The following is a 23,243-nucleotide window of genomic DNA, read 5'->3' as shown; positions in this document are numbered from 1 at the left end:
AAAACAATTCAACAATCAAATTCTTATTAATAACTTAATATAATATTAATAGAATCTTAACGGCTGATAAATGCTTATATACCAATGTTTACAGAGTTTTTTTCACAAAATAAACAATAAAAGAACAATCTGAGCTAGTGTTTTCACTAGGTTTTTTAACGGTTTTTTCTATAATGAACGTATACCAAGAATTAGTGAAAGGAGAGACAATATGGGCCTATTTAAGTCCTTATTCAAGAAAGAGCAACACACGCAGGATACCGAGATTAATGAAAGCGTTATCCAACGTGAAGCGGATAACTTTGAAAAGCGATGGATAGATATACCAGCATATATTCCTGCTGAGCCAAAAGAATATCAATTGGTAAGTATTGTGGCCACTGCCATCGCAGCAGGAGAGTTTCCAGAAAGTCGTTTTGTTATCAAAAAAATCGCAAAACGAAATCCAGAAGCAAAAGAAGTTGCTATTATTGCAGCCAGTATAGCTGCAGAGCTTTCAGAAGAGTCTCAGCTAGTTGTCAAAAGAATTTCAAAACAAAACCTTGAGGAGGATCATTATGTTACGCAAATTTAAAATTTCAATTGATGGGAAAGAATATTTAGTCGAGATGGAAGAAATCGGTGGCGTCCCACAACCAGCACCTGTTGCGCCACAACCAACAGCGCCAGTTGCTACGACAGAAACACCAGCCCCTGCTGTTGAAGAAGCCCCAGCGCCAGCAGCGCAGCCAGCCGCCCCAGCAGGAGCAGATGCAATGCCTGCGCCAATGCCAGGAACTGTGTTAAAAGTATTAGTCAATGTTGGTGATACGGTGTCTGAGAACCAACCATTGTTAATTTTAGAAGCAATGAAGATGGAAAATGAAATCGTTGCAGGAAAAGCAGGTACGGTAACAGGAATTCATGTTACCCAAGGCCAAATTGTGAACCCAGGGGAACCATTAATAACAATTAACTAGAATTAATTTAAGAAGAGGAAGTGATTTGTGTGGAGACACTGATTCAAGGTGTTATAGGAATGGGCCAAGAACCAGGACGCATTGTGATGATGCTGATTGGTGGACTATTAATGTATTTAGGAATAAAAAAAGAGTATGAACCAACACTTTTAGTGCCGATGGGTTTAGGAACGATTTTAGTGAACTTTCCTAATTCCGGCGTATTGAGCGCTGGCGGCGAGCCAGGTCCGTTTAATGTTCTTTTTGATTTTGGAATAAAAACAGAATTATTCCCGTTATTATTATTTATTGGGATTGGGGCAATGATTGATTTCGGGCCATTGTTACAAAATCCGTTTATGTTGATGTTTGGTGCCGCTGCACAGTTTGGGATTTTCTTTACAGTTATTATGGCTGTTTTATTAGGTTTTGATTTAAACGATGCTGCTTCGATTGGGATTATTGGTGCCGCTGATGGTCCAACGTCTATTTTCGTAGCAAATACCTTACATTCAAAATACATGGGGGCCATAATGGTTGCCGCTTACTCCTACATGGCGTTAGTTCCGATTATTCAACCAGTAGCGATTAAAGCAGTGACGACGAAAGCCGAACGTCGGATCCGTATGACTTATCGGGCCGGTGAAGTTTCTCAAACAGCGAAAATTCTTTTCCCGGTTGTTATTACGATTGTCGCAGGGTTAATTGCGCCGGTGTCATTACCATTAGTTGGTTTCTTAATGTTTGGGAACTTATTAAGAGAATGTGGCGTTTTGGATCGTTTATCCATTACAGCTCAAAATGAATTGGTGAATATTATTAGTATCTTGCTAGGACTATCTATTTCCGTTAGCATGAACTATGCAGAGTTCTTAAAAGTCGATACGTTGATGGTTATTGGCTTAGGGTTAGTCGCCTTTATTATGGACTCAGTCGGCGGCGTGCTTTTTGCTAAATTCTTGAATTTATTTAGAAAAGAAAAAATTAATCCCATGATTGGTGCTGCGGGTATTTCCGCTTTCCCAATGTCTAGTCGGGTTATTCAAAAAATGGCTACGGATGAAGACCCACAAAACTTTATTTTAATGCATGCTGCTGGTGCCAACGTTTCAGGACAAATCGCTTCTGTAATTGCTGGTGGCTTACTATTAGCCTTTTTAACATAGGACGGAAAGGAGAACGAATACATGTCTGTTAACATGGAAGATTTAAAAATTGCTTTTGAACTGTTAGGTTTTGGTTGGGGCGGCGTTTTCGTTGTTTTATTTATCATTTATCTAGCGTCTAAATTACTAACAAAATTATTTCCAATTAAAAAATAAAGGAGGTTATTGCTGTGAGCAGCGTATATACAATGAAAAGAATCTGGTTGCAAAAAGATAAAAAAGCTTATCAAGCTTGGCGCGAATTAATGGAAAACGCCGAATTGCAAACGACAGAAGCACTTGATTACACCGTTGGCATATATGATGACACAGCATTAATCGCCTCTGGCTCGCTTTCAGGCAAAACGATTAAGTGCGTGGCCGTTTGTAAAAAATATCAATCTGAAAATTTGTTAACCCAATTGGTGGTTCATCTACTTGAAAAACTGAGAGAAGAAAACCAATTACACAGTTTTTTGTATACAAAACCAAAAAATGAACAAATTTTTCAGTCGCTAGGCTTTCAAAAAGTGGTTGCGAATCAAGAGGTGCTATTTATGGAGCAAGGCAAACCAGATTTTGCCGATTATCTTGGTTACCTGACACAGCATAAAAAAGCAGGGCCAGCCAGTAGCATTGTCATGAATGCAAATCCTTTTACGAAAGGCCATCAGTACTTAGTCGAAAAAGCAGCCCAAGAAAGTCCACACGTTTATGTGTTTGTTTTATCTGAAGATAAATCGCTATTTTCAAAAGAAGCACGTTTCGCAATGGTGCAAAAAGGGGTAGCCCATTTACCCAATGTGACAGTCCTATCTACAGAAGATTACTTAGTTTCGTCTGCGACTTTTCCTACCTATTTTTTGAAAGAAAAAGCGCCATTAGAGGTAGCTGCAATTCAAGCAACGCTTGATGCAACGTTATTTAAAGAAAGAATTGCGCCAATACTTGAAATTCAGCAACGTTATGTGGGAGAAGAGCCTTATTCAGAAGTGACCGCTGTCTACAATCAAGCAATGCAACTAGTTTTCGGACAAACGATAACGTTAACCATTGTCCCGCGATTAGCGATTGATGGAGAGCTGATTAGTGCGACGAAAGTTCGCAAAGCGATGGCTGAAGGCGACAAAGAGACACTCAAGAAGTTTTTACCAGCAACAAGTTATCAATACTTAGTAGAACACAAGAAACTAATGAGGTGAAGAAAGTGAAGATTATCAAAAATGCTACTGCAGGGACAGTAGAATCAAGTGATATTATGATTACCGTCCAACCCATTGAATCAACAGAAAATACCATTGAATTAGAAAGTAGTGTCGAAAAACAATTTGGCAATCAAATTCGTCAGATGATTACGACAACTTTGGAACATTTAGATGTCCAAGGCGTTGCGGTCAAGGCGATTGATAAAGGGGCATTAGATTGTACGATCAAAGCTCGGATGATTACAGTTTTACATCGAGGCGCTGAAAAAGAAACGTATGATTGGAAGGAGTTGGACTCATGGAACGTTTAAGAAGAACAATGATGTTTGTCCCTGGAGCGAACGCAGCAATGCTAAGAGATGCACCTTTGTATGGGGCAGATTCAATCATGTTTGATTTAGAAGATGCAGTTTCATTAAAAGAAAAAGACTCTGCCCGTGTTTTAGTCCATTCTGCTTTGAAAACTTTCGATTATGGCAATATTGAAATTGTTGTTCGAATCAATGCTTTAGATGCCGGTGGTGCAGAAGATATTGAAGCAATGGTCTTAGCTGGTGTCGATGTGATTCGTTTACCAAAAACAGAAACAGCCCAAGATATCATTGATGTCGAGGCAGTCATTACAGAAGTAGAACAGCAAAATGACATTCCCGTAGGAACAACGAAAATGATGGCTGCCATCGAATCGGCCGAAGGTGTTCTAAATGCGCCCGCGATTGCCAAAAGTTCAACTCGCTTGATTGGCATCGCGTTAGGCGCCGAAGACTATGTTACCAATATGAAAACACGGCGCCATCCAGATGGCCAAGAACTATTCTTTGCTCGTAGCATGATTTTACATGCCGCTCGAGCAGCTGGGATTGCAGCTATTGATACGGTCTATTCAGATGTAGACAATACGGAAGGCTTTGAAGCCGAAGTTCGTTTGATTAAACAGCTAGGTTTCGATGGGAAATCGGTGATTAACCCTCGTCAAATCCCATTAGTTAATACTATTTATGCGCCAACAGAAAAAGAAATCCAGAATGCTAAGGAAGTAATCTGGGGCATTCGGGAAGCCGAAGCAAAAGGTTCCGGTGTTATCTCCGTAAATGGAAAAATGGTTGATAAACCAATTGTTGAACGAGCTGAACGGGTCATTGCGTTAGCATTGGCGGCTAAATTAATTACCGAGGAGGAAATATAGACATGGTAGTAAATAAAGTAGGCAAAGACATTCCTCAATCTTATGCAGAGCAATACGGCATTTATGAAGGAGAATTAGCACACATTGGTGCTTATCAAGAAGCGAGCCGAGCAATTAAACCAGTGAAACCTCGGGAGACAAAACTTTTAGGAAGTATTCGTGAAGCAATTGAAAAAACAGGGTTGAAAGATGGCATGACCATCTCTTTCCATCACCATTTCCGTGAAGGAGACTATGTGATGAATTTAGTTTTAGCCGAGATTGCCGCCATGGGGCTGAAAAACATTTCGATTGCACCTAGTTCAATTGCAAATGTTCATGAACCTCTGATTGAACACATTAAAAATGGAGTAGTCACCAACATTACTTCTTCTGGTTTGAGAGATAAAGTAGGAGCCGCTATTTCAGCAGGTATCATGGAAAATCCTGTGGTGATTCGTTCACATGGTGGCCGGGCACGGGCAGTAGCAGCAGGCGATATCCATATTGATGTAGCTTTCTTAGGTGCACCAAGTTCAGACGCTTATGGAAATGCGAATGGAACCAAAGGAAAAGCCACCTGTGGTTCTCTTGGATATGCGATGGTCGATGCAAAATATGCGGATCAAGTGGTCATCATTACTGACACATTAGTACCATATCCTAATACCCCTATTAGTATTCCACAAACAGATGTTGATTATGTGGTAGAAATTGATGCAATTGGTGATCCAGATGGAATTGCCAAAGGCGCGACACGTTTTACAAAGAATCCTAAAGAATTATTGATTGCTGAATATGCCGCAAAAATAATTACACATTCTCCTTACTACAAAGAAGGCTTCTCATTCCAAACAGGAACAGGTGGCTCTTCACTAGCAGTTACGCGGTTCATGAGAGAACAAATGCTTAAAGATGGCATTAAAGCAAGTTTCGCTTTAGGCGGAATTACGAATGCAATGGTGGAACTTTTGGAAGAAGGCTTAGTAGAAAAAATTATTGACGTCCAAGACTTTGATCATCCATCAGCTATTTCTTTAGGGGAAAATGCCAATCATTATGAAATTGATGCCAATATGTATGCTTCACCGCTTAGCAAAGGGGCGGTTATTAATCAATTAGACACAGCTATTTTATCTGCTTTAGAAGTGGACACAGATTTTAATGTAAATGTCATTACTGGTTCAGATGGTGTCATCCGTGGTGCTTCTGGCGGACATTCCGATACAAGTATGGCTTGTAAAATGAGTCTAGTGATTGCACCACTTGTTCGTGGACGGATTCCAACAATCGTTGAGCAAGTAAATACAGTCGTTACACCAGGTACGAGTGTCGATGTCGTAGTAACAGAAGTCGGCATTGCAATCAATCCAAAAAGAACAGACTTAATTGATTGTTTTAAAACCTTAGATGTTCCTCAGTTTACGTTAGAAGAGTTGAAAGACAAAGCCTACAACATTGTTGGCACCCCGGAACCAATTAAATATGGAGACAAAGTTGTTGCGTTAATTGAATACCGAGATGGTAGTCTAATTGATGTGGTACGCAATGTTTAATGGGGAAAAAGTAACACTTTTAGAGATGTTGGATGCTCGCGAACAAAGAGCTGCCACACAGAAGGAGTTGTTAGAAACAGCACCAGAAGCTAGTCTCTTATCTGCCACAATGAATATTCCTGGAGAAGTAAAAAATTCGCCCACCTTAACGGCTGTTTTTTTAGAAGTAATTGACGAAGTCGAGCAACAATTGCTGGATCAAGTACCGATTGTTAATTTTTACCGGAATGAAAAGACAGGGCCTGAATATTATTTGGCGGTTTCGTTAGCCCCGCAAGAGTTAAAACAAAGAATGGTCAAAATTGAAGAAACACATCCTTATGGTCGTTTAGTGGACCTAGATGTTTTATGGGGAAATGAGGAACTAAAAAGCCTTCATCGAGGAGATTTAGGCTTGCCACCACGGCGCTGTTTTATTTGCCAAGAAGAGGCGAAAGTCTGTGGACGAAATCGACGTCACAGTCTTGAAGCAATGCAAGAAAAAATAACAGAAATAATTTTGACACGAAAGGAGCAGCCAAGTGAGTAAAAAAATTCGTTTTACAGAAACGGTGCTACGGGATGGACAACAAAGTTTAATTGCAACACGGATGCCAACCTCAGATATGCTGCCGATTATTAAAACAATGGACGAGGCAGGATTTCATGCATTAGAAATGTGGGGCGGGGCAACGTTTGATTCCTGTGTCCGCTATTTAAACGAGGATCCTTGGGAACGTCTTCGCCAAATTCGCAAAGAAGTTAAAAATACCAAACTTCAAATGTTATTACGAGGACAAAATTTACTAGGATATCGTCATTACGCTGATGATGTGGTGCGGGCCTTTGTCGAAAAATCAGTTGAAAATGGGATTGATATTATTCGTATTTTCGATGCCTTGAATGATGTCCGTAATTTACAAACAGCAATTCAAACAACAAAAGAAGCTGGCGGACACTGTCAAGCAGCGATTTCTTATACTACGAGTGAAATTCATACCATCGATTACTTTGTAAAATTAGCCAAAGAATTAAGTCAAACAGGAGCGGATTCCATTTGTATTAAGGATATGGCAGGCGTTTTGACGCCACAAACTGGTTTTGAATTAGTGAGCAAAATGAAAGATGCCATTGATTTACCTTTAGAGGTGCATACGCATGCGACTAGTGGTATTTCTGAGATGACCTATTTAAAAGTTGCTGAAGCAGGTGCGGATATCATCGATACAGCTATCTCTTCTTTCGCTGGCGGTACGAGTCAACCAGCCACAGAATCTGTAGCCATCGCGTTAGAAGATTTAGGCTTTGAAACAGGTTTAAATATGGAAAAAGTAACAGAGATTGCTGACTATTTCAATCCGATTCGTGATCGCTTTAGAAGTGAAGGCATTTTAAACCCTAAAGTTAAAGATACGGAACCGAAAACCTTGATTTATCAAGTACCTGGTGGTATGTTATCAAACTTATTAAGTCAATTAACGGAGCAAGGCTTACAAGACAAATATGAAGAAGTTTTAGCTGAAGTACCTAAAGTAAGAGCAGATCTAGGGTATCCACCACTAGTTACGCCGCTTTCACAAATGGTTGGAACACAAGCCTTAATGAATGTGATTTCTGGGGAAAGATATTCCTTAATACCGAATGAAATCAAAGATTATGTGCGCGGAGAATACGGCAAATCACCAGCACCTATCGCAGAAGAGATTAAGCAAAAAATCATTGGGGATGAAGAGGTAATCACTTGTCGACCAGCGGATTTATTGAAACCAGAGTTGCATAGTTTAGAAAAGGAAATCCAACAATACGCAAAATCTGAAGAGGATGTCCTATTATATGCGATGTTCCCGCAACAAGGAAAAGACTTTTTAGGACGTCGCGAAGATCCTTTTTACGATGTACCGTTACAGAAAGTGACAGTCAAACTTGACTTGCCAGAATAGAACGGGCAAGTGCTCCGCAAATGTATAAAGAAGCAAGGGTTTGAGCGACGATAACGGTTGTTCAAACCCTTGCTTCATCAAATAGAAAAAAGGCAGCCCGTGAAAGGAAGTGACAATGTGTTAGAAGAAGTTCTAGCAATTCATCAAAAAAATATTGGTGTACTAAGTCTTGAAGCAACAGAAGCGGTGTTAAACCATCATGATTTAGCCAAAATGTATACACCTGGTGTCGCAGAATTGAGTTTAATGATTGCCCAAAATCATGAATTAGCGCGCGAGTGGACCATTAGTGGTAAGTTAATTGCGGTTATTACAGATGGATCAGCTGTTCTGGGTCTTGGCAATATGGGCACGCAAGCGGGCTTGCCAATTGTTGAAGGCAAAGCTTTACTTTATAAAAATTTGGCGGGGGTCGATGCTATTCCTTTAGCACTGGAACAAAAATCAGTGGACGAGATGGTTCAAACAATTGAAAATTTACAAAATAGTTTTGCAGGAATCCATTTAGAAGATATTTCTGCACCAAAATGTTTTGAAATTGAAGAAAAACTTCAACAACGTTTGAACATTCCTGTGTATCATGATGACCAAGAAGGCACAGCCATTGTCGTTTTAGCTGGGCTAATCAACGCAGCCAAAATTAAAGGAAAACCTTTAAATGAATTGCGTGTGGTGATTAACGGAGTTGGTGCTTCTGGTGTAGCGACCGCTAAGTTATGTATTCAAGCGGGAATTACGCATCTCACCTTAGTAGATCGCCAAGGTGTTTTAAGAGAAGAAGACCCGACATTGAATCCTTACCAACGTGCTTTGCTTCGACAGGTAATAAAACCATCAGTCGAAAACAAAGATTTAGCCACCGCTGTCGTCAATCAGGATGTTTTTTTAGGCTTATCAGAAGCGGATGTGCTAACGCCAGCCCTGATTGAATCAATGAACCAAGACCCAATTATCTTTGCTTTAGCAAATCCTAAACCAGAAATTGAACCAGCCCTCGCCCAAGCCAATGGTGTCCGTTTATTAGCAACTGGTTCTTCCAAATATCCGAATCAAGTGAACAACATTTTAGCTTTTCCAGGTCTTTTTAAAGGGTTATTGGCAGCGAAAGGCAGAAAAGTCGATGTCGGTTTGCAAATGACAGTAGCACGAAGCTTGGCCGCTATGATTTCAGAACCCACAGCAGAAAAATTCATACCTAATGTATTTGATGGCGGTGTAGTTGACACGGTTTTTAATGCTGTACTAGACTATATAAAACAAGAAAAGGCCACGGCAGAAGAAGGGACGTAAAAGGCAATGACAAAGCAAGCAAGGAGTAAATTAGCGCAGCAAGCACAATTGGCACTACTCTATGAAGTGACCTGTTTAAATAAACCAGGCTTGGTGGATCCAATCGATGCAGGCGCCCATCAAGATATGGATGTTTTCACTTTTTTAGAAAGTAGTGTGGTTTTGACTCCTTATTTTGAAACCTTCGTTCAAGCTGGGACAGAGCTACGTCATTTGCCGATTGAGGCAACATTTCGCGCGATTCGACAAGTTGGTTTAGAAGCAGAACGAGCGATGTTTGAGGCAACAGAAGGTATCAACACACATAAAGGAGCGATTTTTTCTCTAGGTATTTTTTTAGCTATCTGTGGTCGTCTAATGATTTGGGAGACCCCTTGCACCTTACAATTGTTTCAACAAACGCTTCAAACAATGACGCAAGACTTATTGGCTGACTTTGAAAACCTCGCTACGAATGAGCTAGAAAAACTAACTTGGGGTGAACGACTATTTGTTCAGCATGGCTTGACTGGAATCCGTGGTGAGGCGCAACAAGGTTATCCCGCTGTCTTTGAACAGGGAGTGCCTTATTATCAAAAACATCAAGGCACACAACAACAAAAACTCATTGATACGCTCCTTTATTTATCGCTCTATGTTGAGGATACGAATTTGATTAAACGAAGTCAGAATGTCCAAATTTTTGAAGTATATCAACCGTTAATCCAGGAATATTTTGCTTTAGGGGGGACACAAACGTTACGGGGAACCCTTTGCTTAGAAAGATTGAATCACTTATTCAAAGAAAAAAATTGGAGTATTGGTGGCAGTGCAGATGCTTTAATTTTGGTGGTGTTTTTAGATAAACTAATGAAATTAAATTGGCTGACGCCTTAATTAAAAAGATAGTTACAACGCTGATTTTGCCAGTTATTTTGACCTTATATGCTTATGGAAAGGTCTCAAGAGAATTCAAGAAAGCGATTGACAAATACCACGAAACACAGTATATTTTATTACGAAATCATTCTTATCAGAGTATACAAATACGATGATAAACAGTTGAAGCGAATCTTGATTTGCTTTTCCTAAACCTGATTCTTTTAGAATCAGGTTTTTGTTTGTCTAAAAGGCGGCATTCGTTCAAAAACGGCTGTCGCCTTTTTTTATGAAATTTTTTTAATATAAAAAATTTCATAAAAAAAATCTTAAAAACAGAAAAAATTGTTATAGATTAGAGTCATTTTTTTGATGTAAAGTTTTTATGACTTACAGCCATAAAATTGATAAAAACAGTCAAAGAAGCAGAAAAAATAATAGTGGAATTTCTCAAAAAAATAAAAAAATTTTTCGTTATTTAATTATCGATTTATCAAACGATAAGTTATAATAAAATAATTTATTTATCTTTAATGATTGGGGAGAAACGTATAAACTTCCTCATTTTCCTCTCATTGTATAATAACTCACTAATGAATTAGTGAGTTTTTTAACATATTCAGGATGTTTGTTATCAAATGAATTTTTATATAAAAATTCACAGCATTATATTTTGAAAAGCTGAGGAAATGTACTAAACTGCAGGTGTTAAATCCATTTAAATCGCTAAAGGGGGAGATGAACAACTAGGGGAAGCTAATGATCTTGGTATTTATCGTTTATTTTAAAGAAAAGAGGGACGATCAGATGAAAAAGAAAATTGTTGAGGATTTTAATCGGAAAAGTCAGCATAAAAAATGGACAAAACGCAAGATGCTTAATTTAGCAATATCAAGTGGTTTATTATTTACGTCATTAGCAATCCCTGTAAGTATAGCTGTTACCTCTGGCGCAATCAGTGCATCAGCAGCGGTCTTGGATATCGAACTATTATCAAATGTTACGTCAAATAATGACAGTGGCACTTCAACGAGTAATCGTTGGACAGCCGCAAACCAAAATCAACCAGTTAATTTCACTGTTTCTGGTGGTGCTTTAGCAGATGCTTCCGCTGTGTTTAGTGGACAAAAACAAGCGGTGTTAGTGGTTCCTCCTGAGTTAAGAGGAAATGTAGCTGCAGCAGGCAGCGCAGCAATCAATACCAACGTTACGATTGATCTTTCAAAAGTTACTTTTTTGACTGCCGTTTTGAATGCAGCCAATGATTTAACCAATGTCATTACTCAAATTACCAGTGGAGCGTTAGGGAATTTAACTGGTGTTGATATTGATTTGACGGAAGTGAATCGTCAATTGGAATTAGTGAATAACATTGAAAACTTAGGTGCTGCTTCATTTACAGCTCCGGAAACGTTAGCAGCTGACGGCTCATACATTAGCGCACCAATTAGTGATGGTTTAGGGTTAGTTTTAGCCCAAAATGTTTCAAACATCTTACAAGATTTGAATGCGGCAGTTCAAGCTTTGGAGGCAAAAGGAACCAGTATCCCAAGTAATCTTGTCGCCACAGCCATAAATGCAGCCTTGCTTCCTGTCAAAGGCACGGTAAACGTGGCTGTTTCAGGTGCTTTGCCTTTATTAGCGGTTGGTGGTTCAGGTGTGAATGAGTTAGTGGATGCTTCTTTACTAGGCGCAACTACGGTTACTTTACCAACTACCGTTTCAACACCTCAAAATTTATCCAATAATTTAGATGCTCGTTTTGTAGGAACAGTCGTTCAAACAGATCTTTTAGACGTTAATTTATTAGCAACAGCAGACGGTGTATCCAACATTTATTTTGCTGCAGGTACTACTAGTGAAGTAACCGCACCTACCGTAACAGGAGTAACAGGCAATTCAACGGCAGGTTACGAAGTTAAAGGAACTGCCGATGCCAATGCCACGGTTGAGATCCGAAATGCAGGAGGCACCGTAATAGGCACAGGTACCGCCGATGGGACAGGGGCATTTACAGTTACCGTTCCCGCAGGTGAAGCAGGCGCCAATGAAACGTTAACCGCCGTAGCGAAAAACGCCAGCGGTACAGAAAGTACGCCAACAACGTTCCAAACACCAGCGGATGAAGCAACCGTAACCGCACCAACAATCACAGGAGTGACAGGTAATTCAACGGCAGGTTACGAAGTTAAAGGAACTGCCGATGCCAATGCCACGGTTGAAATCCGAAATGCAGGAGGTGCCGTGATAGGTACAGGTACTGCTGATGGGACAGGGGCATTTACAGTTACCATTCCCGCAGGTGAAGCAGGTGCGAATGAAACGTTAACCGCCGTAGCGAAAAACGCCAGCGGCACAGAAAGCACGCCAACAACGTTCCAAACGCCAGCGGATGAAGCAACCGTAACCGCACCAACAATCACAGGAGTGACAGGTAATTCAACGGCAGGTTACGAAGTTAAAGGAACTGCCGACGCCAATGCAACGGTTGAAATCCTAAATGCAGGAGGCACCGTAATAGGTACAGGTACCGCCGATGGGACAGGGGCATTTACAGTTACCATTCCCGCAGGTGAAGCAGGTGCTAATGAAACGTTAACCGCCGTAGCGAAAAACGCCAGCGGCACAGAAAGTACGCCAACAACGTTCCAAACGCCAGCGGATCCTAATACACCCGTAGCGACGCCAATTGTTGAGACTGTAACAGGTAGTACAACAAAAGGCTATGAGGTCAAAGGGACTGCTGAAGTTGGCACCACCATTGAGGTTCGCGATGCAGCTGGCACGGTCCTTGGTACTGCAACAACTGGAACTGACGGAAAATATACAGTGACTTTAGATCCAGGAACAGCAACAGCAAATCAAACGCTGAGCGTTGTAGCGAAAAACGCTAGTGGCACGGAAAGTCAACCAGCAACGGCGACAACACCAGCTGATGTCACTGCACCAACAGTTGATAACATCACAGGCAACTCTGGTTCGGGTTATGAAATTACAGGAACAGCAGACCCTAACACAACAATCGAAGTTCGTGATCCATCTGGGGCAGTCATTGGTACAGGTACCTCTGATGCGAATGGTGATTTTACTGTAACGCTACCAACGGGAACGACCAATCCTGGGGATACGTTAACAGTGATTGGAAAGGATAACGCGGGAAATGAAAGTCAACCGACTGAAGTCCTTGTTCCTGCTGATGCCACGGTTACAGCACCAACTGTAACAGGAGTAACAGGTAATTCAGTTGCTGGTTATCAGGTGACAGGCACCGCTGATCCGAATGCTACCATCGAAATTCGTGATGCAGATGGGAACGTGATTGCAACAGGGACTGCCGATGGGACTGGTTCCTTTGCTGTGAACCTTCCAGCTGGGACGGCAAATGCGAATGAAACATTGACAGCGTTAGCCAAAGATCCTGCTGGCAATACAAGTACACCGACAACCTTCCAAACACCAGCAGATGAAGTAGTGGCACCGCCAAGTGTCGACAAAGTTACTGGGAATACAACACAAGGATATCAAGTGACAGGTACCGCTGAACTTGGCACCACCATTGAAGTTCGTGCAACAGACGGAACAGTTTTAGGCACCGCAACAACTGGACCGACTGGCCAATATACTGTGACGTTAGCTTCAGGAAAAGCAACAGCGAAACAAACAGTGAATGTAGTTGCTAAAAATGATACTGGACTTGAGAGTCAACCAACTACAGCTATGACACCCGCTGATGTTACCACACCAACAATTGGTGACATTACTGGAGATTCAACAACTGGTTATGAAATCACTGGGACGGCGGACCCTAATACCACCATTGAAGTACGGAACCCAGATGGAACAATTATTGGTACAACGACAACGGATGATCAAGGAAACTTTACTGTGGACCTTCCAGCGGGAGCCGCTAATCCTGGTGATACATTAACAGTTGTTGGAAAAGACGGTGACGGCAATGAAAGTCAACCAACGGAAGTGACGGTCCCTGAAGATGCAACCGTAGCAGCACCAACTGTGACGACTGTTACAGGAACAACTGCCACTGGGTATCAAGTAACCGGCACGGCAGAGCCAAATGTCACCATTGAGATTCACAATGAAGCAGGTTTAGTTATTGCTACGGGAACGACTGATGGTGCTGGCGCCTTTACAATCACTCTTCCGACGGGTACCGCAACAGCCAACGAAGCCTTAACTGCCATTGCGAAAGATGCTGCTGGGAAAGAAAGTAATCCGACTGCTTTCAAAACACCTGCTGATCCAGATGCACCAGTCGCGACACCTATTGTTGACAAAGTCACTGGTAGCACGACAAACGGCTATCAAGTAGTAGGAACAGCAGAAGTTGGTACAACAGTTGAGGTGCGTGACGCCGATGGCACAGTCCTTGGCATGGCAACTACTGGAACTGATGGCAAATACACAGTGACTTTAGAGCCAGGGAAGGCCTCAGCTAACGAAACAATAACTGTCGTAGCGAAAAATGCAACAGGGAAAGAAAGTCAGCCGGCTACAGCAACTACACCAGCCGACTTAGCCACACCAACCATCGATTCTATTACCGGAAATTCTAGTAAAGGTTACGAAATCACTGGAACGGCGGAGCCCAAAACCACTATTGATGTCCGTGACGCAGACGGAACCATCATTGCTGCTACAACTGCTAGCGAAACCGGCCAATATACGGTGACTCTACCAGCTGGCGTAGTGACACCAGGAGAAACGATTACGATTATTAGCAAAGATGGCGCTGGTAATGAAAGTCAACCAGCTACAGCCGTTATTCCAGCGGATGTCGTTTTAGCGGCGCCAACTATTACGAAGGTTGAAGGAAACAAAGCCAATGGCTATACAGTCACTGGAACTGCTGATCCAAATGTCACGGTTCAATTTTACAATAGCAGTGAACAATTATTGGCAAGTGGCAATACAACTACTGGAGGTACCTTCTCCGTTCATATTGCAGCAGGGTTAGCAACAGAAAAAGAAACATTAACCGCACTAACCACAGATACACAAGGAAATGTGAGTCCTAAAACCACATTTATGACGCCAGCCGATATTACGGGAGAACCAGAAATTAAAATTGCGGCACCAACTGTTTCTTCAGTTTTAGGAACGTCTAAAGCCGGCTACCTCATCAAAGGAACAGCTGAACCAAACCGAATCATTCAAATTAGTAACCGACTATTAAGAAGTGTGATTGCTGTAGGTGCCACCGATGCTGAAGGCAACTTCGCTATCCAATTAACAGCGGGACAAGCGACTGCTCAACAAAGTTTACTTGCGACAGCTACCGATGGCGCAGGACATTACAGTACGGCTACAACCTTCATGACACCAGCCGACCCAACGAATCCTGGAGGAGGCAATGGTAACACTGGCGGAAATAACGGCAATACAGGCGGCAATACAGGAAACAATGGCGCAACTGGCGGGAATAATGGGAATGGTTCAAACACAGGTTCAAATCCAAATGGAGGTTCTGGTTTAGGCACAACAGGTTCTGGCTTAGGTTCACTAGGCAATGGCCTCGGTACAAATGGTAGTGGCTACCACCCTAAACTAAGCACCATCAGTTATGGCACTGGAAATCACGGGAAAACAGGCTTCTTACCTAGCACAGGTGAAAAAGAGTCTTCAGCCGTGACAACAAGTTTGTTTGGCGCCTTTGTCGCACTCCTTGCGAGCATGGGAATCATCAAACGCAAACGTAAAAACTAGCTCTCTCCTTTAATTCCTATAGATGAGAAAACGTATTGTTGAGAATTCCCCACTCAATGATACGTTTTCTCGTTCCATTTAATGAAGAAAAATTGCCAAATAGAATAAAATGTGCTATTCTATTTTCAGAAAATCGAAGGAACAAGCAGTGAAAGTGCTAAATCCAACCTGAATTTTTTAATGCAGGAGGAGTGGGCGCTTTTTTTGTTGTTATGAAGAAAGGAAGCTAATTATGCAATCAGCTACAATGGAATTTGATACAATTGCGGCGATTTCTACGCCGCCAGGTGAAGGTGCGATTAGTATTGTTCGTTTAAGTGGCGAGCAAGCAGTTGCTATTGCAAACAAAGTTTATCGGTCAGGCACTAAAGATTTAGCTAAAGTCCCCACGCACACGATTCATTATGGTCATATTGTTGATCCGCAAAACGATCAATTGATTGATGAAGTCATGCTTTCTGTGATGCGGGCACCGAAAACATTTACACGAGAAGACGTGGTAGAAATTAACTGTCATGGCGGCATTGTCGTGGTGAACCAATTATTGCAATTACTGTTACGTGAAGGCGCACGAATGGCCGAACCTGGGGAATTTACAAAACGTGCTTTTCTAAATGGCCGAATGGATCTTTCACAAGCAGAAGCAGTGATGGACTTAATCCGTGCTAAAACGGATAAAGCGATGAATGTTGCATTGAACCAATTGGATGGTAACTTGTCGGCGTTAATTCGTTCATTAAGACAAGAAATTTTAAATACTTTAGCGCAAGTAGAAGTTAATATTGATTATCCAGAGTATGATGATGTCGAAGAATTAACCACGAAATTACTTTTAGAAAAAGCCGAATTTGTGAAAGCGCAGATTCAACAATTATTAACGACCGCTAAACAAGGAAAAATTTTGCGAGAAGGTCTAAGTACAGCAATTATTGGCCGACCAAATGTCGGGAAATCCAGTTTGTTAAACCATCTGTTACGAGAAGAAAAAGCTATCGTTACAGATATTGCTGGAACGACACGTGATGTCATTGAAGAATACGTTAACGTTCGCGGCGTTCCTTTAAAATTAATTGATACAGCGGGGATTCGCGAAACAGAAGACATTGTGGAACGAATTGGTGTCGAACGCAGCCGCAAAGCGTTAGCAGATTCGGATTTAATTTTGTTAGTCTTAAATCAAAGCGAAGAATTGACAGAGGAAGATCGTCAACTGTTGGAAGCAACGAAAGGCTTAAAACGCGTTATTCTTTTAAATAAAATGGACTTACCGACAAAACTAGATCCTAACGAATTACAAGAATTAGTCCCTGCAGAAGAAATTTTATCCGTTTCGGTGTTGTCAAACACAGGCTTAGACCAGTTAGAAGCGAAAATTGCTGATCTTTTCTTTGGCGGCCAAACAGGCGAAAAAGATGCTACCTATATTTCTAATACACGTCATATTGCTTTGCTGGATCAAGCAGCGCTTTCGTTACAAGAAGTGATTAACGGCATCGAAGCAGGTATGCCAGTCGATTTAGTTCAAATTGATATGACCCGTTGTTGGGATTATTTAGGGGAAATCGTCGGCGATAGTGTCCAAGATGAATTAATTACACAGTTATTTAGTCAATTTTGTTTAGGAAAATAAGACAAGAGAGGAATTTTTTATGAATCAATATCAAGCAGAATCATATGATGTTATTGTCGTCGGTGCTGGACATGCTGGCTCTGAAGCAGCCTTAGCAGCCGCACGAATGGGCGTTAAAACGTTACTTTTAACGATTAATTTAGATATGGTTGCTTTTATGCCATGTAACCCTTCTGTTGGTGGACCTGCCAAAGGAGTCGTTGTCCGAGAAATCGATGCATTAGGCGGCGAAATGGGTAAAAACATTGATAAAACCTACATCCAAATGCGGATGCTAAATACTGGTAAAGGTCCAGCAGTGCGTGCGTTGCGCGCGCAAGCTGACAAACATGCCTATGCGACAGAAATGAAACATACCATTGAAAAAGAAGAAAATTTAACCCTTCGTCAAGGGATTGTTGAAGAATTAATCGTGGAAGATGGCGTTTGTCGTGGTGTTGTAACTTCAACAGGTGCCGCATACCGTAGTCAAGCAGTGGTGATTACTGCCGGTACTGCCTTGCGTGGCGAAATTATTATTGGTGAATTAAAATATTCATCAGGACCAAACAATTCGCAACCTTCCGTTGGTTTAGCCAATCATTTAAAAGAATTAGGTTTAGAAATCGATCGCTTTAAAACAGGAACGCCGCCACGAGTAAAATCAAGTACGATTGATTATTCTGTGACAGAGGAACAACCAGGCGATAAAGAACCCAACCACTTTAGTTACAGCACGCCAGATAGTGCCTACAATCAAAACCAAGAACCTTGTTGGTTAACTTATACGAATGAAACAACGCATGAAATTATTCAAAAAAATCTACACCGCGCCCCAATGTTTACTGGGATTGTTGAAGGTGTGGGCGCTCGGTATTGCCCATCCATCGAGGACAAAATTGTTCGTTTTGCAGACAAACCAAGACACCAATTGTTCTTGGAACCAGAAGGGTTGAATACCGAAGAAGTTTACGTCCAAGGCTTATCTACTTCTTTACCAGAAGATGTCCAAACAGAAATGCTTCATTCTATTGAAGGATTAGAAAAAGTAGAAATGATGCGTACAGGTTACGCCATTGAATACGATGTGGTAGTCCCTCACCAATTACGCCCAACATTAGAAACAAAGGTCATTGAAAATCTTTATACAGCAGGTCAAACGAACGGAACTAGTGGCTACGAAGAAGCTGCTGGTCAAGGCTTGATGGCAGGAATTAATGCTGCATTGAAAATTCAAGGCAAAGAGCCTCTTGTTTTAAAACGTAGTGATGGCTATATTGGCGTCATGATTGACGATTTAGTTACAAAAGGCACTAACGAACCTTATCGTTTATTAACGTCACGTGCGGAGTATCGTTTGATTTTACGACATGACAATGCGGACTTACGTTTAACAGAAATGGGTCATGAAATTGGCTTAGTCAAAGAAGAACAATATGCCGCCTATCTAGTCAAAAAAGCGGCTGTTGAAGCGGAAATTGCCCGCTTAGGCAAACATCGGATTAAACCAACCAAAGAAGTGCAAGCATTTTTGGAAACCAAAGGCGCTGCTGGCTTAAAAGATGGTATTTTAGCTAGAGATTTTCTGAAACGCCCAGAAATCAGTTATCAAGAAGTCGCTCAATTTATTCCCGCACCTGAAGAGGCGCTCGATCCAAAAGTGATTGAACAAGTAGAAATTCAAATCAAGTACGAAGGCTACATTAAAAAAGCCATGGAAAAAGTTGAGAAACTAAAACGCATGGAAGCAAAACGCATTCCAGAAAACATCGATTACCAAGCGATTAACGGCTTGGCGACAGAAGCAAAACAAAAACTACAAAAAATCCAACCAGAAACGATTGCCCAAGCAAGCCGTATCAGCGGTGTGAACCCCGCTGACATTAGCATTTTGATGGTCTACATCGAACAAGGAAAAATCGCGAAAGTGCAAGGATAATAAAAATTTGAAGCAGTTGCTTCTTCACGGATGATTGATTGTGAAGAAGCAACTGCTTTTTTGTTTTGAATTAGTCTACTTTTTTTTCTAAACTGCAAAAAAAGACTGTCTTAAATAATTTCACAAACTGACCTATACTGAAAGCGCAAACAAATGATAGGAGTGGAACAAATGACAGATTGGTTAGGAATTAAAGGAAAAGTAGTGATTGTTACAGGAGGCTCATCTGGTATTGGTCGCAGCATTGTTGAAAGCTTGTTAGCGCAAGAGGTCTATGTCGCTAATTTTGATATTTCAGCACCAGAAATGCAACATGAGCATTTACTCTTTGTGAAAGTCGATGTAACTTCTCGAGCAGAAGTAGAAGCGGGTGTCGCTCAAGTGGTGGAAAAATTTGGAACCGTAGATGGCCTAGTAAATAATGCCGGAATCAATATTCCTCGTCTATTGGTGGATAAAAATCATCCTCATGGGCCTTATGAATTATCGGATGAGGTATTCGACAAAATTGTAGCCATCAATCAAAAAGGGCTCTACCTAATGAGCCAAGCAGTGGGCCGGATTCTTGTACAAAAACAAGCAGGTGTCATTATTAATATGTCTTCAGAAGCTGGATTAGAAGGCTCCGAAGGGCAAAGCGCCTACGCTGCAACGAAAGCAGCGGTCAGCAGTTATACACGTTCATGGGCTAAAGAGTTAGGAAAATCAAACGTCCGTGTCGTGGGGATTGCGCCAGGCATTATGGAAGAAACTGGTTTGCGCACTTTAGCATACGAAGAAGCATTGGCTTATACACGAAACATTTCTGTGGAGCAATTGCGAGCAGGTTATTCAAAAACAAGTACGATTCCATTAGGTCGTAGCGGAAAACTCCATGAAGTCGCTGACTTAGTATGCTATTATTTATCAGACCGTTCAAGCTATATTACAGGCATCACCACAAACGTAGCTGGAGGTAAAACAAGAGGATAGAGGTGGGAAAACTAAATGACGCTAGTAAATAGATGGTACCAAGTAATAAAATTACTAGTTGATCACAAAGGAATGAGCTTACAGGAATTGCAAGAGAAATTAGCCGCAAGTCCTCAAACAGTTCGTAAAAACATTGATACATTGAATGATGAATTAATCGGTATCGCCCAAATTATTCAGAAGGAAAATCTCTTTCAGTTAGAAATCAATAACTTTGAAGGTTTTGAAGAGGTTTTGTCTGGACGGCTAAAAAGGGAATCTGATTTTAATTCTTCAAGCAAGCGTGTTTCCTACATTATCAAACGATTAATAGAAGAAGATCAATTTATTTCAACTTATGATTTATCCGAAGAACTCGCCGTTAGTCGCGGCACAGTTAATAAAGACATTAAGCGCATGAAAGAGCTGATTGCTCCTTGGCAGGTTGCGGTTGTAGGTACGCCAAACCGTGGCATTCATTTAGAAGGAAAAGAGTTTGATTTACGCTTGCTTCATGTGAATTACGTCCAAGAATATTTTGAAGAACAGTTTCTTCATGAAACTACCAAACAAATGATACAAAAAATAATCAAAGAAACAAGACTAGCGAAACAAGATAGTTTTCTTTTACGAAGAGTGGTTTCAATTGTTTTGCAGCGTGTTTTAGCTGGAAAACTCATTACGGAACTACCACCAGAATATGTTGATTATGTTCGTCATAACGAGCAGATTGAAGAACTGATGTATCACTTGGAAATAACCTATAATGTAACGTTAAGCCAATGGGAACGTTCCTTTATCAGCTTTCCTTTTAACATCAACACAAACCATATTCGTAACTCTTTATTGACTGATGAAGGACTCTTAGCTGACTATTTTCAAAAAATGATGAAAAAAATTCATCATTCAGTTGTTGTTGAATTTGATGAGGACTTCTTGTTTTCAGAAATGAAAGATCATTTAAGAAACGTGATGAATCGACTCGTTTTTCATGTGGAATGTCACGATTTATTTTATGGAGAAATTGAACGACAATATCCTTTGGCCTATGAATTAGCCAAGATTGGCTTGCAAGAATTGGGCCGTTTGTTGAATCGTTGTGTGCCGACGGTTGAATTTGGGTATCTCGCTTTGTATTTTGAACTAGCATTGAGAGGGAACTATGAAGCGGGAGCCAAAAAAGAAATCGCTGTAATCTGCAGTACAGGTCATGGAACGGCCTTGATCATTCAGCGGCAATTGGAAAAAGTTTTGGGTCCAGACGTCCAGATTGCCCATTTCTCTGAAGAAGAGGCAGAGAGAAGAGAATTGAATCAATATTTTGCTATTTTTACAACCATTCCCTTAAAAAATATTCGACCACAAACACCGATGATCCATTTAACTAATTTATTTAACGATACTTGGCTCAGAAATGAGTGGCAGAGAGCAAAAGAAATTCGTTCCGTGGAATCTCAAAATATTCATATGACCTATCAATTATTAGAGAATACTCAAGGTTACCGAGCGAATATCCAGAAAATGATTGCTGATTTAGAAGCAGAAAAATTAGTAGATCCCCAATTTATCGAACGAATTTTTACTAGAGAAGATCAACAAACAACTATTTTTGAATCGGGGATTGCCTTTCCCCATACAATTAACCAAGCCTTATCAACGATTATTTTATCGATTGGGGTTTTTGAAGAATCACTGGTTACACCAGAAGGTAAAGTTGATGTTATTTTGCTGTTGGGTATTCCAGAAGAGCTGACTGCCACTGTTGAAGCAGAGTTACTACAACTATATGACCGCTTGTTTACAATCGCAGGAGACGAACGTTTACGTAATGAGTTACGGAAGCAACGAGATGTTTTAGCGGTTAAAGAGTGGATGCAAAGGAAGGGGATTATCATATGAGTTTTATCTACGTATTCGGGGCGCTTTTTTTAACAGCTTACTTCGTTCAGATAGCTATGGGAATGAAACAGATTAAACACTTTAATCAAAACTACCAAGAATTGCGACAATTAGGAAAAGTCGCGATTGGTCGACGTGCAGGGAAGTTAAAAGCAGGCACGATTATCTTGTTTGCTGTGGATTCGCAAGGGAAAATCTTAGCCGCTAGAAAGATGCAAGGTGTCACTGTTCTAGCTAAATTTCATCCCTTACCTCAGTACGTGAACGAGGATATTCATTATATGGATCATTACCATCCACTCGTACAAAAGGAAAATAAATTAACCCAACAAGCGATGGAAAATGCACGAGAAATTTACTTACGTGTTGAGCTTGGCAATTATCAAGAAACACAACCATTAACGCCGCTTAATGGAGCCAAAATTCAATGGCAATTATGGAAAAATAAAGTACAAACAAAATTGAAAGGAAGTGTCGAGTAATGTCTTATATTACAAAATTTGCGGAAGGATTTATGCACCTTTTCCAAACAGGAGCAGAAACATTTATTTCTTGGATGACAGGCATCGTACCTGTTGTTTTGATGTTAATGGTAGCTATGAATACTTTAATTGCTTTTCTAGGAGAAGAAAGAGTAACCAAAGTAGCCAAACTTTCTGCCAAAAATCCTGTTACGCGGTATTTAGTGTTGCCTTTTTTATCCGCTTTTATGTTAGGCAATCCAATGTCCTTTACGATGGCACGATTTTTACCAGAATACTATAAACCTAGCTATTATGCTGCACAAGCGCAATTTTGTCATACCAGTAATGGAGTTTTCCCTCATATTAATCCTGGTGAATTGTTCGTTTGGTTAGGGATTGCGCAAGGGATTGATACGTTAGGACTAAATTCGATGGACCTAGCGATTCGCTATATGTTTGTAGGGATATTAATGAATTTTATTGGCGGTTGGGTTACCGATTTCACTACCGCCTATGTTTGCAAACAACAAGGAATTACCCTTAGTAAAACAGTAGAGATTGCTGTGGATTAGAAAGGAGCA

The 23,243-nt window shown here is 40.8% G+C and carries 19 protein-coding genes; all 19 read left to right on the top strand.

Translation table 11 applies throughout. The annotated features are described in order from the left end of the window. Positions 1-211: 211 nt before the first annotated feature. Positions 212-574 (top strand): hypothetical protein, encoded by a 363-nt coding sequence (locus IGJ90_RS13855; protein ID WP_002367549.1) that lies wholly within the window; start codon positions 212-214, stop codon positions 572-574. Next, the gene (locus IGJ90_RS13850) at positions 558-959 is read left to right on the top strand and encodes an acetyl-CoA carboxylase biotin carboxyl carrier protein subunit (protein ID WP_002363547.1); all 402 of its coding nucleotides are present in this window, start codon (positions 558-560) and stop codon (positions 957-959) included. The genes IGJ90_RS13855 and IGJ90_RS13850 overlap by 17 nt, the downstream gene beginning before the upstream one ends. A 29-nt stretch (positions 960-988) precedes the next feature. After that, complete coding sequence (locus tag IGJ90_RS13845; RefSeq protein ID WP_002383526.1) at positions 989-2,104, top strand: sodium ion-translocating decarboxylase subunit beta; 1,116 nt, start codon at positions 989-991, stop codon at positions 2,102-2,104. Positions 2,105-2,125: 21 nt separating this feature from the next. Continuing rightward, entirely contained in the window at positions 2,126-2,260 is a 135-nt protein-coding gene (locus tag IGJ90_RS13840; RefSeq protein WP_002356001.1) for an OadG-related small transporter subunit, read from the top strand. Positions 2,261-2,292: 32 nt separating this feature from the next. After that, a complete protein-coding gene (citC, locus tag IGJ90_RS13835; RefSeq protein ID WP_002367547.1) occupies positions 2,293-3,285 on the top strand; it encodes a [citrate (pro-3S)-lyase] ligase in 993 nt (330 codons plus the stop codon). Positions 3,286-3,290: 5 nt separating this feature from the next. Next, complete coding sequence (gene citD, locus IGJ90_RS13830; RefSeq protein WP_002367545.1) at positions 3,291-3,599, top strand: citrate lyase acyl carrier protein; 309 nt, start codon at positions 3,291-3,293, stop codon at positions 3,597-3,599. Next, positions 3,587-4,474, top strand: a complete 888-nt coding sequence (gene citE / locus IGJ90_RS13825) for a citrate (pro-3S)-lyase subunit beta (protein ID WP_002355998.1) — start codon at positions 3,587-3,589, stop codon at positions 4,472-4,474. Before citD ends, citE begins: the two co-directional genes overlap by 13 nt. A gap of 2 nt (positions 4,475-4,476) precedes the next feature. After that, on the top strand, positions 4,477-6,009 hold the full coding sequence (gene citF, locus IGJ90_RS13820; RefSeq protein ID WP_002367543.1) for a citrate lyase subunit alpha: 1,533 nt from the start codon (positions 4,477-4,479) through the stop codon (positions 6,007-6,009). Then, positions 6,002-6,538, top strand: a complete 537-nt coding sequence (gene citX / locus IGJ90_RS13815; RefSeq protein ID WP_002390266.1) for a citrate lyase holo-[acyl-carrier protein] synthase — start codon at positions 6,002-6,004, stop codon at positions 6,536-6,538. Before citF ends, citX begins: the two co-directional genes overlap by 8 nt. Next, a complete protein-coding gene (locus tag IGJ90_RS13810; protein ID WP_002355994.1) occupies positions 6,531-7,928 on the top strand; it encodes an oxaloacetate decarboxylase subunit alpha in 1,398 nt (465 codons plus the stop codon). The genes citX and IGJ90_RS13810 overlap by 8 nt, the downstream gene beginning before the upstream one ends. A gap of 117 nt (positions 7,929-8,045) precedes the next feature. After that, positions 8,046-9,218 (top strand): NAD(P)-dependent malic enzyme, encoded by a 1,173-nt coding sequence (locus tag IGJ90_RS13805; protein ID WP_002367540.1) that lies wholly within the window; start codon positions 8,046-8,048, stop codon positions 9,216-9,218. Positions 9,219-9,224: 6 nt separating this feature from the next. Further along, complete coding sequence (gene citG, locus IGJ90_RS13800) at positions 9,225-10,094, top strand: triphosphoribosyl-dephospho-CoA synthase CitG (RefSeq protein WP_438768295.1); 870 nt, start codon at positions 9,225-9,227, stop codon at positions 10,092-10,094. A 741-nt stretch (positions 10,095-10,835) separates the two neighbouring features. Beyond that, the gene (locus tag IGJ90_RS13795) at positions 10,836-15,800 is read left to right on the top strand and encodes an Ig-like domain-containing protein (protein WP_438768293.1); all 4,965 of its coding nucleotides are present in this window, start codon (positions 10,836-10,838) and stop codon (positions 15,798-15,800) included. A 232-nt stretch (positions 15,801-16,032) separates the two neighbouring features. Continuing rightward, a complete protein-coding gene (mnmE, locus tag IGJ90_RS13790) occupies positions 16,033-17,430 on the top strand; it encodes a tRNA uridine-5-carboxymethylaminomethyl(34) synthesis GTPase MnmE (protein WP_002355989.1) in 1,398 nt (465 codons plus the stop codon). 19 nt (positions 17,431-17,449) lie between these two features. After that, on the top strand, positions 17,450-19,348 hold the full coding sequence (gene mnmG, locus IGJ90_RS13785) for a tRNA uridine-5-carboxymethylaminomethyl(34) synthesis enzyme MnmG (RefSeq protein WP_002355988.1): 1,899 nt from the start codon (positions 17,450-17,452) through the stop codon (positions 19,346-19,348). 171 nt (positions 19,349-19,519) lie between these two features. Then, positions 19,520-20,320 carry an SDR family oxidoreductase gene (locus IGJ90_RS13780; RefSeq protein WP_002364609.1) on the top strand — a complete coding sequence of 267 codons (801 nt, stop codon included), beginning with the start codon at positions 19,520-19,522 and terminating at the stop codon, positions 20,318-20,320. A gap of 15 nt (positions 20,321-20,335) precedes the next feature. Beyond that, a complete protein-coding gene (locus IGJ90_RS13775) occupies positions 20,336-22,198 on the top strand; it encodes a BglG family transcription antiterminator (protein WP_002383537.1) in 1,863 nt (620 codons plus the stop codon). Further along, positions 22,195-22,680 (top strand): transcriptional regulator GutM, encoded by a 486-nt coding sequence (locus tag IGJ90_RS13770; protein WP_002355985.1) that lies wholly within the window; start codon positions 22,195-22,197, stop codon positions 22,678-22,680. The genes IGJ90_RS13775 and IGJ90_RS13770 overlap by 4 nt, the downstream gene beginning before the upstream one ends. Beyond that, the gene (gene srlA, locus IGJ90_RS13765) at positions 22,680-23,234 is read left to right on the top strand and encodes a PTS glucitol/sorbitol transporter subunit IIC (protein WP_002355983.1); all 555 of its coding nucleotides are present in this window, start codon (positions 22,680-22,682) and stop codon (positions 23,232-23,234) included. The genes IGJ90_RS13770 and srlA overlap by 1 nt, the downstream gene beginning before the upstream one ends. Positions 23,235-23,243 lie beyond the last annotated feature (9 nt).

Source organism: Enterococcus sp. AZ129 (assembly GCF_051714505.1).
In the GTDB taxonomy this organism is placed as follows: domain Bacteria; phylum Bacillota; class Bacilli; order Lactobacillales; family Enterococcaceae; genus Enterococcus; species Enterococcus faecalis.
The sequence above is the reverse complement of the archived record's forward strand: the minus strand, read 5'-3'. Positions and strand labels throughout refer to the sequence as shown.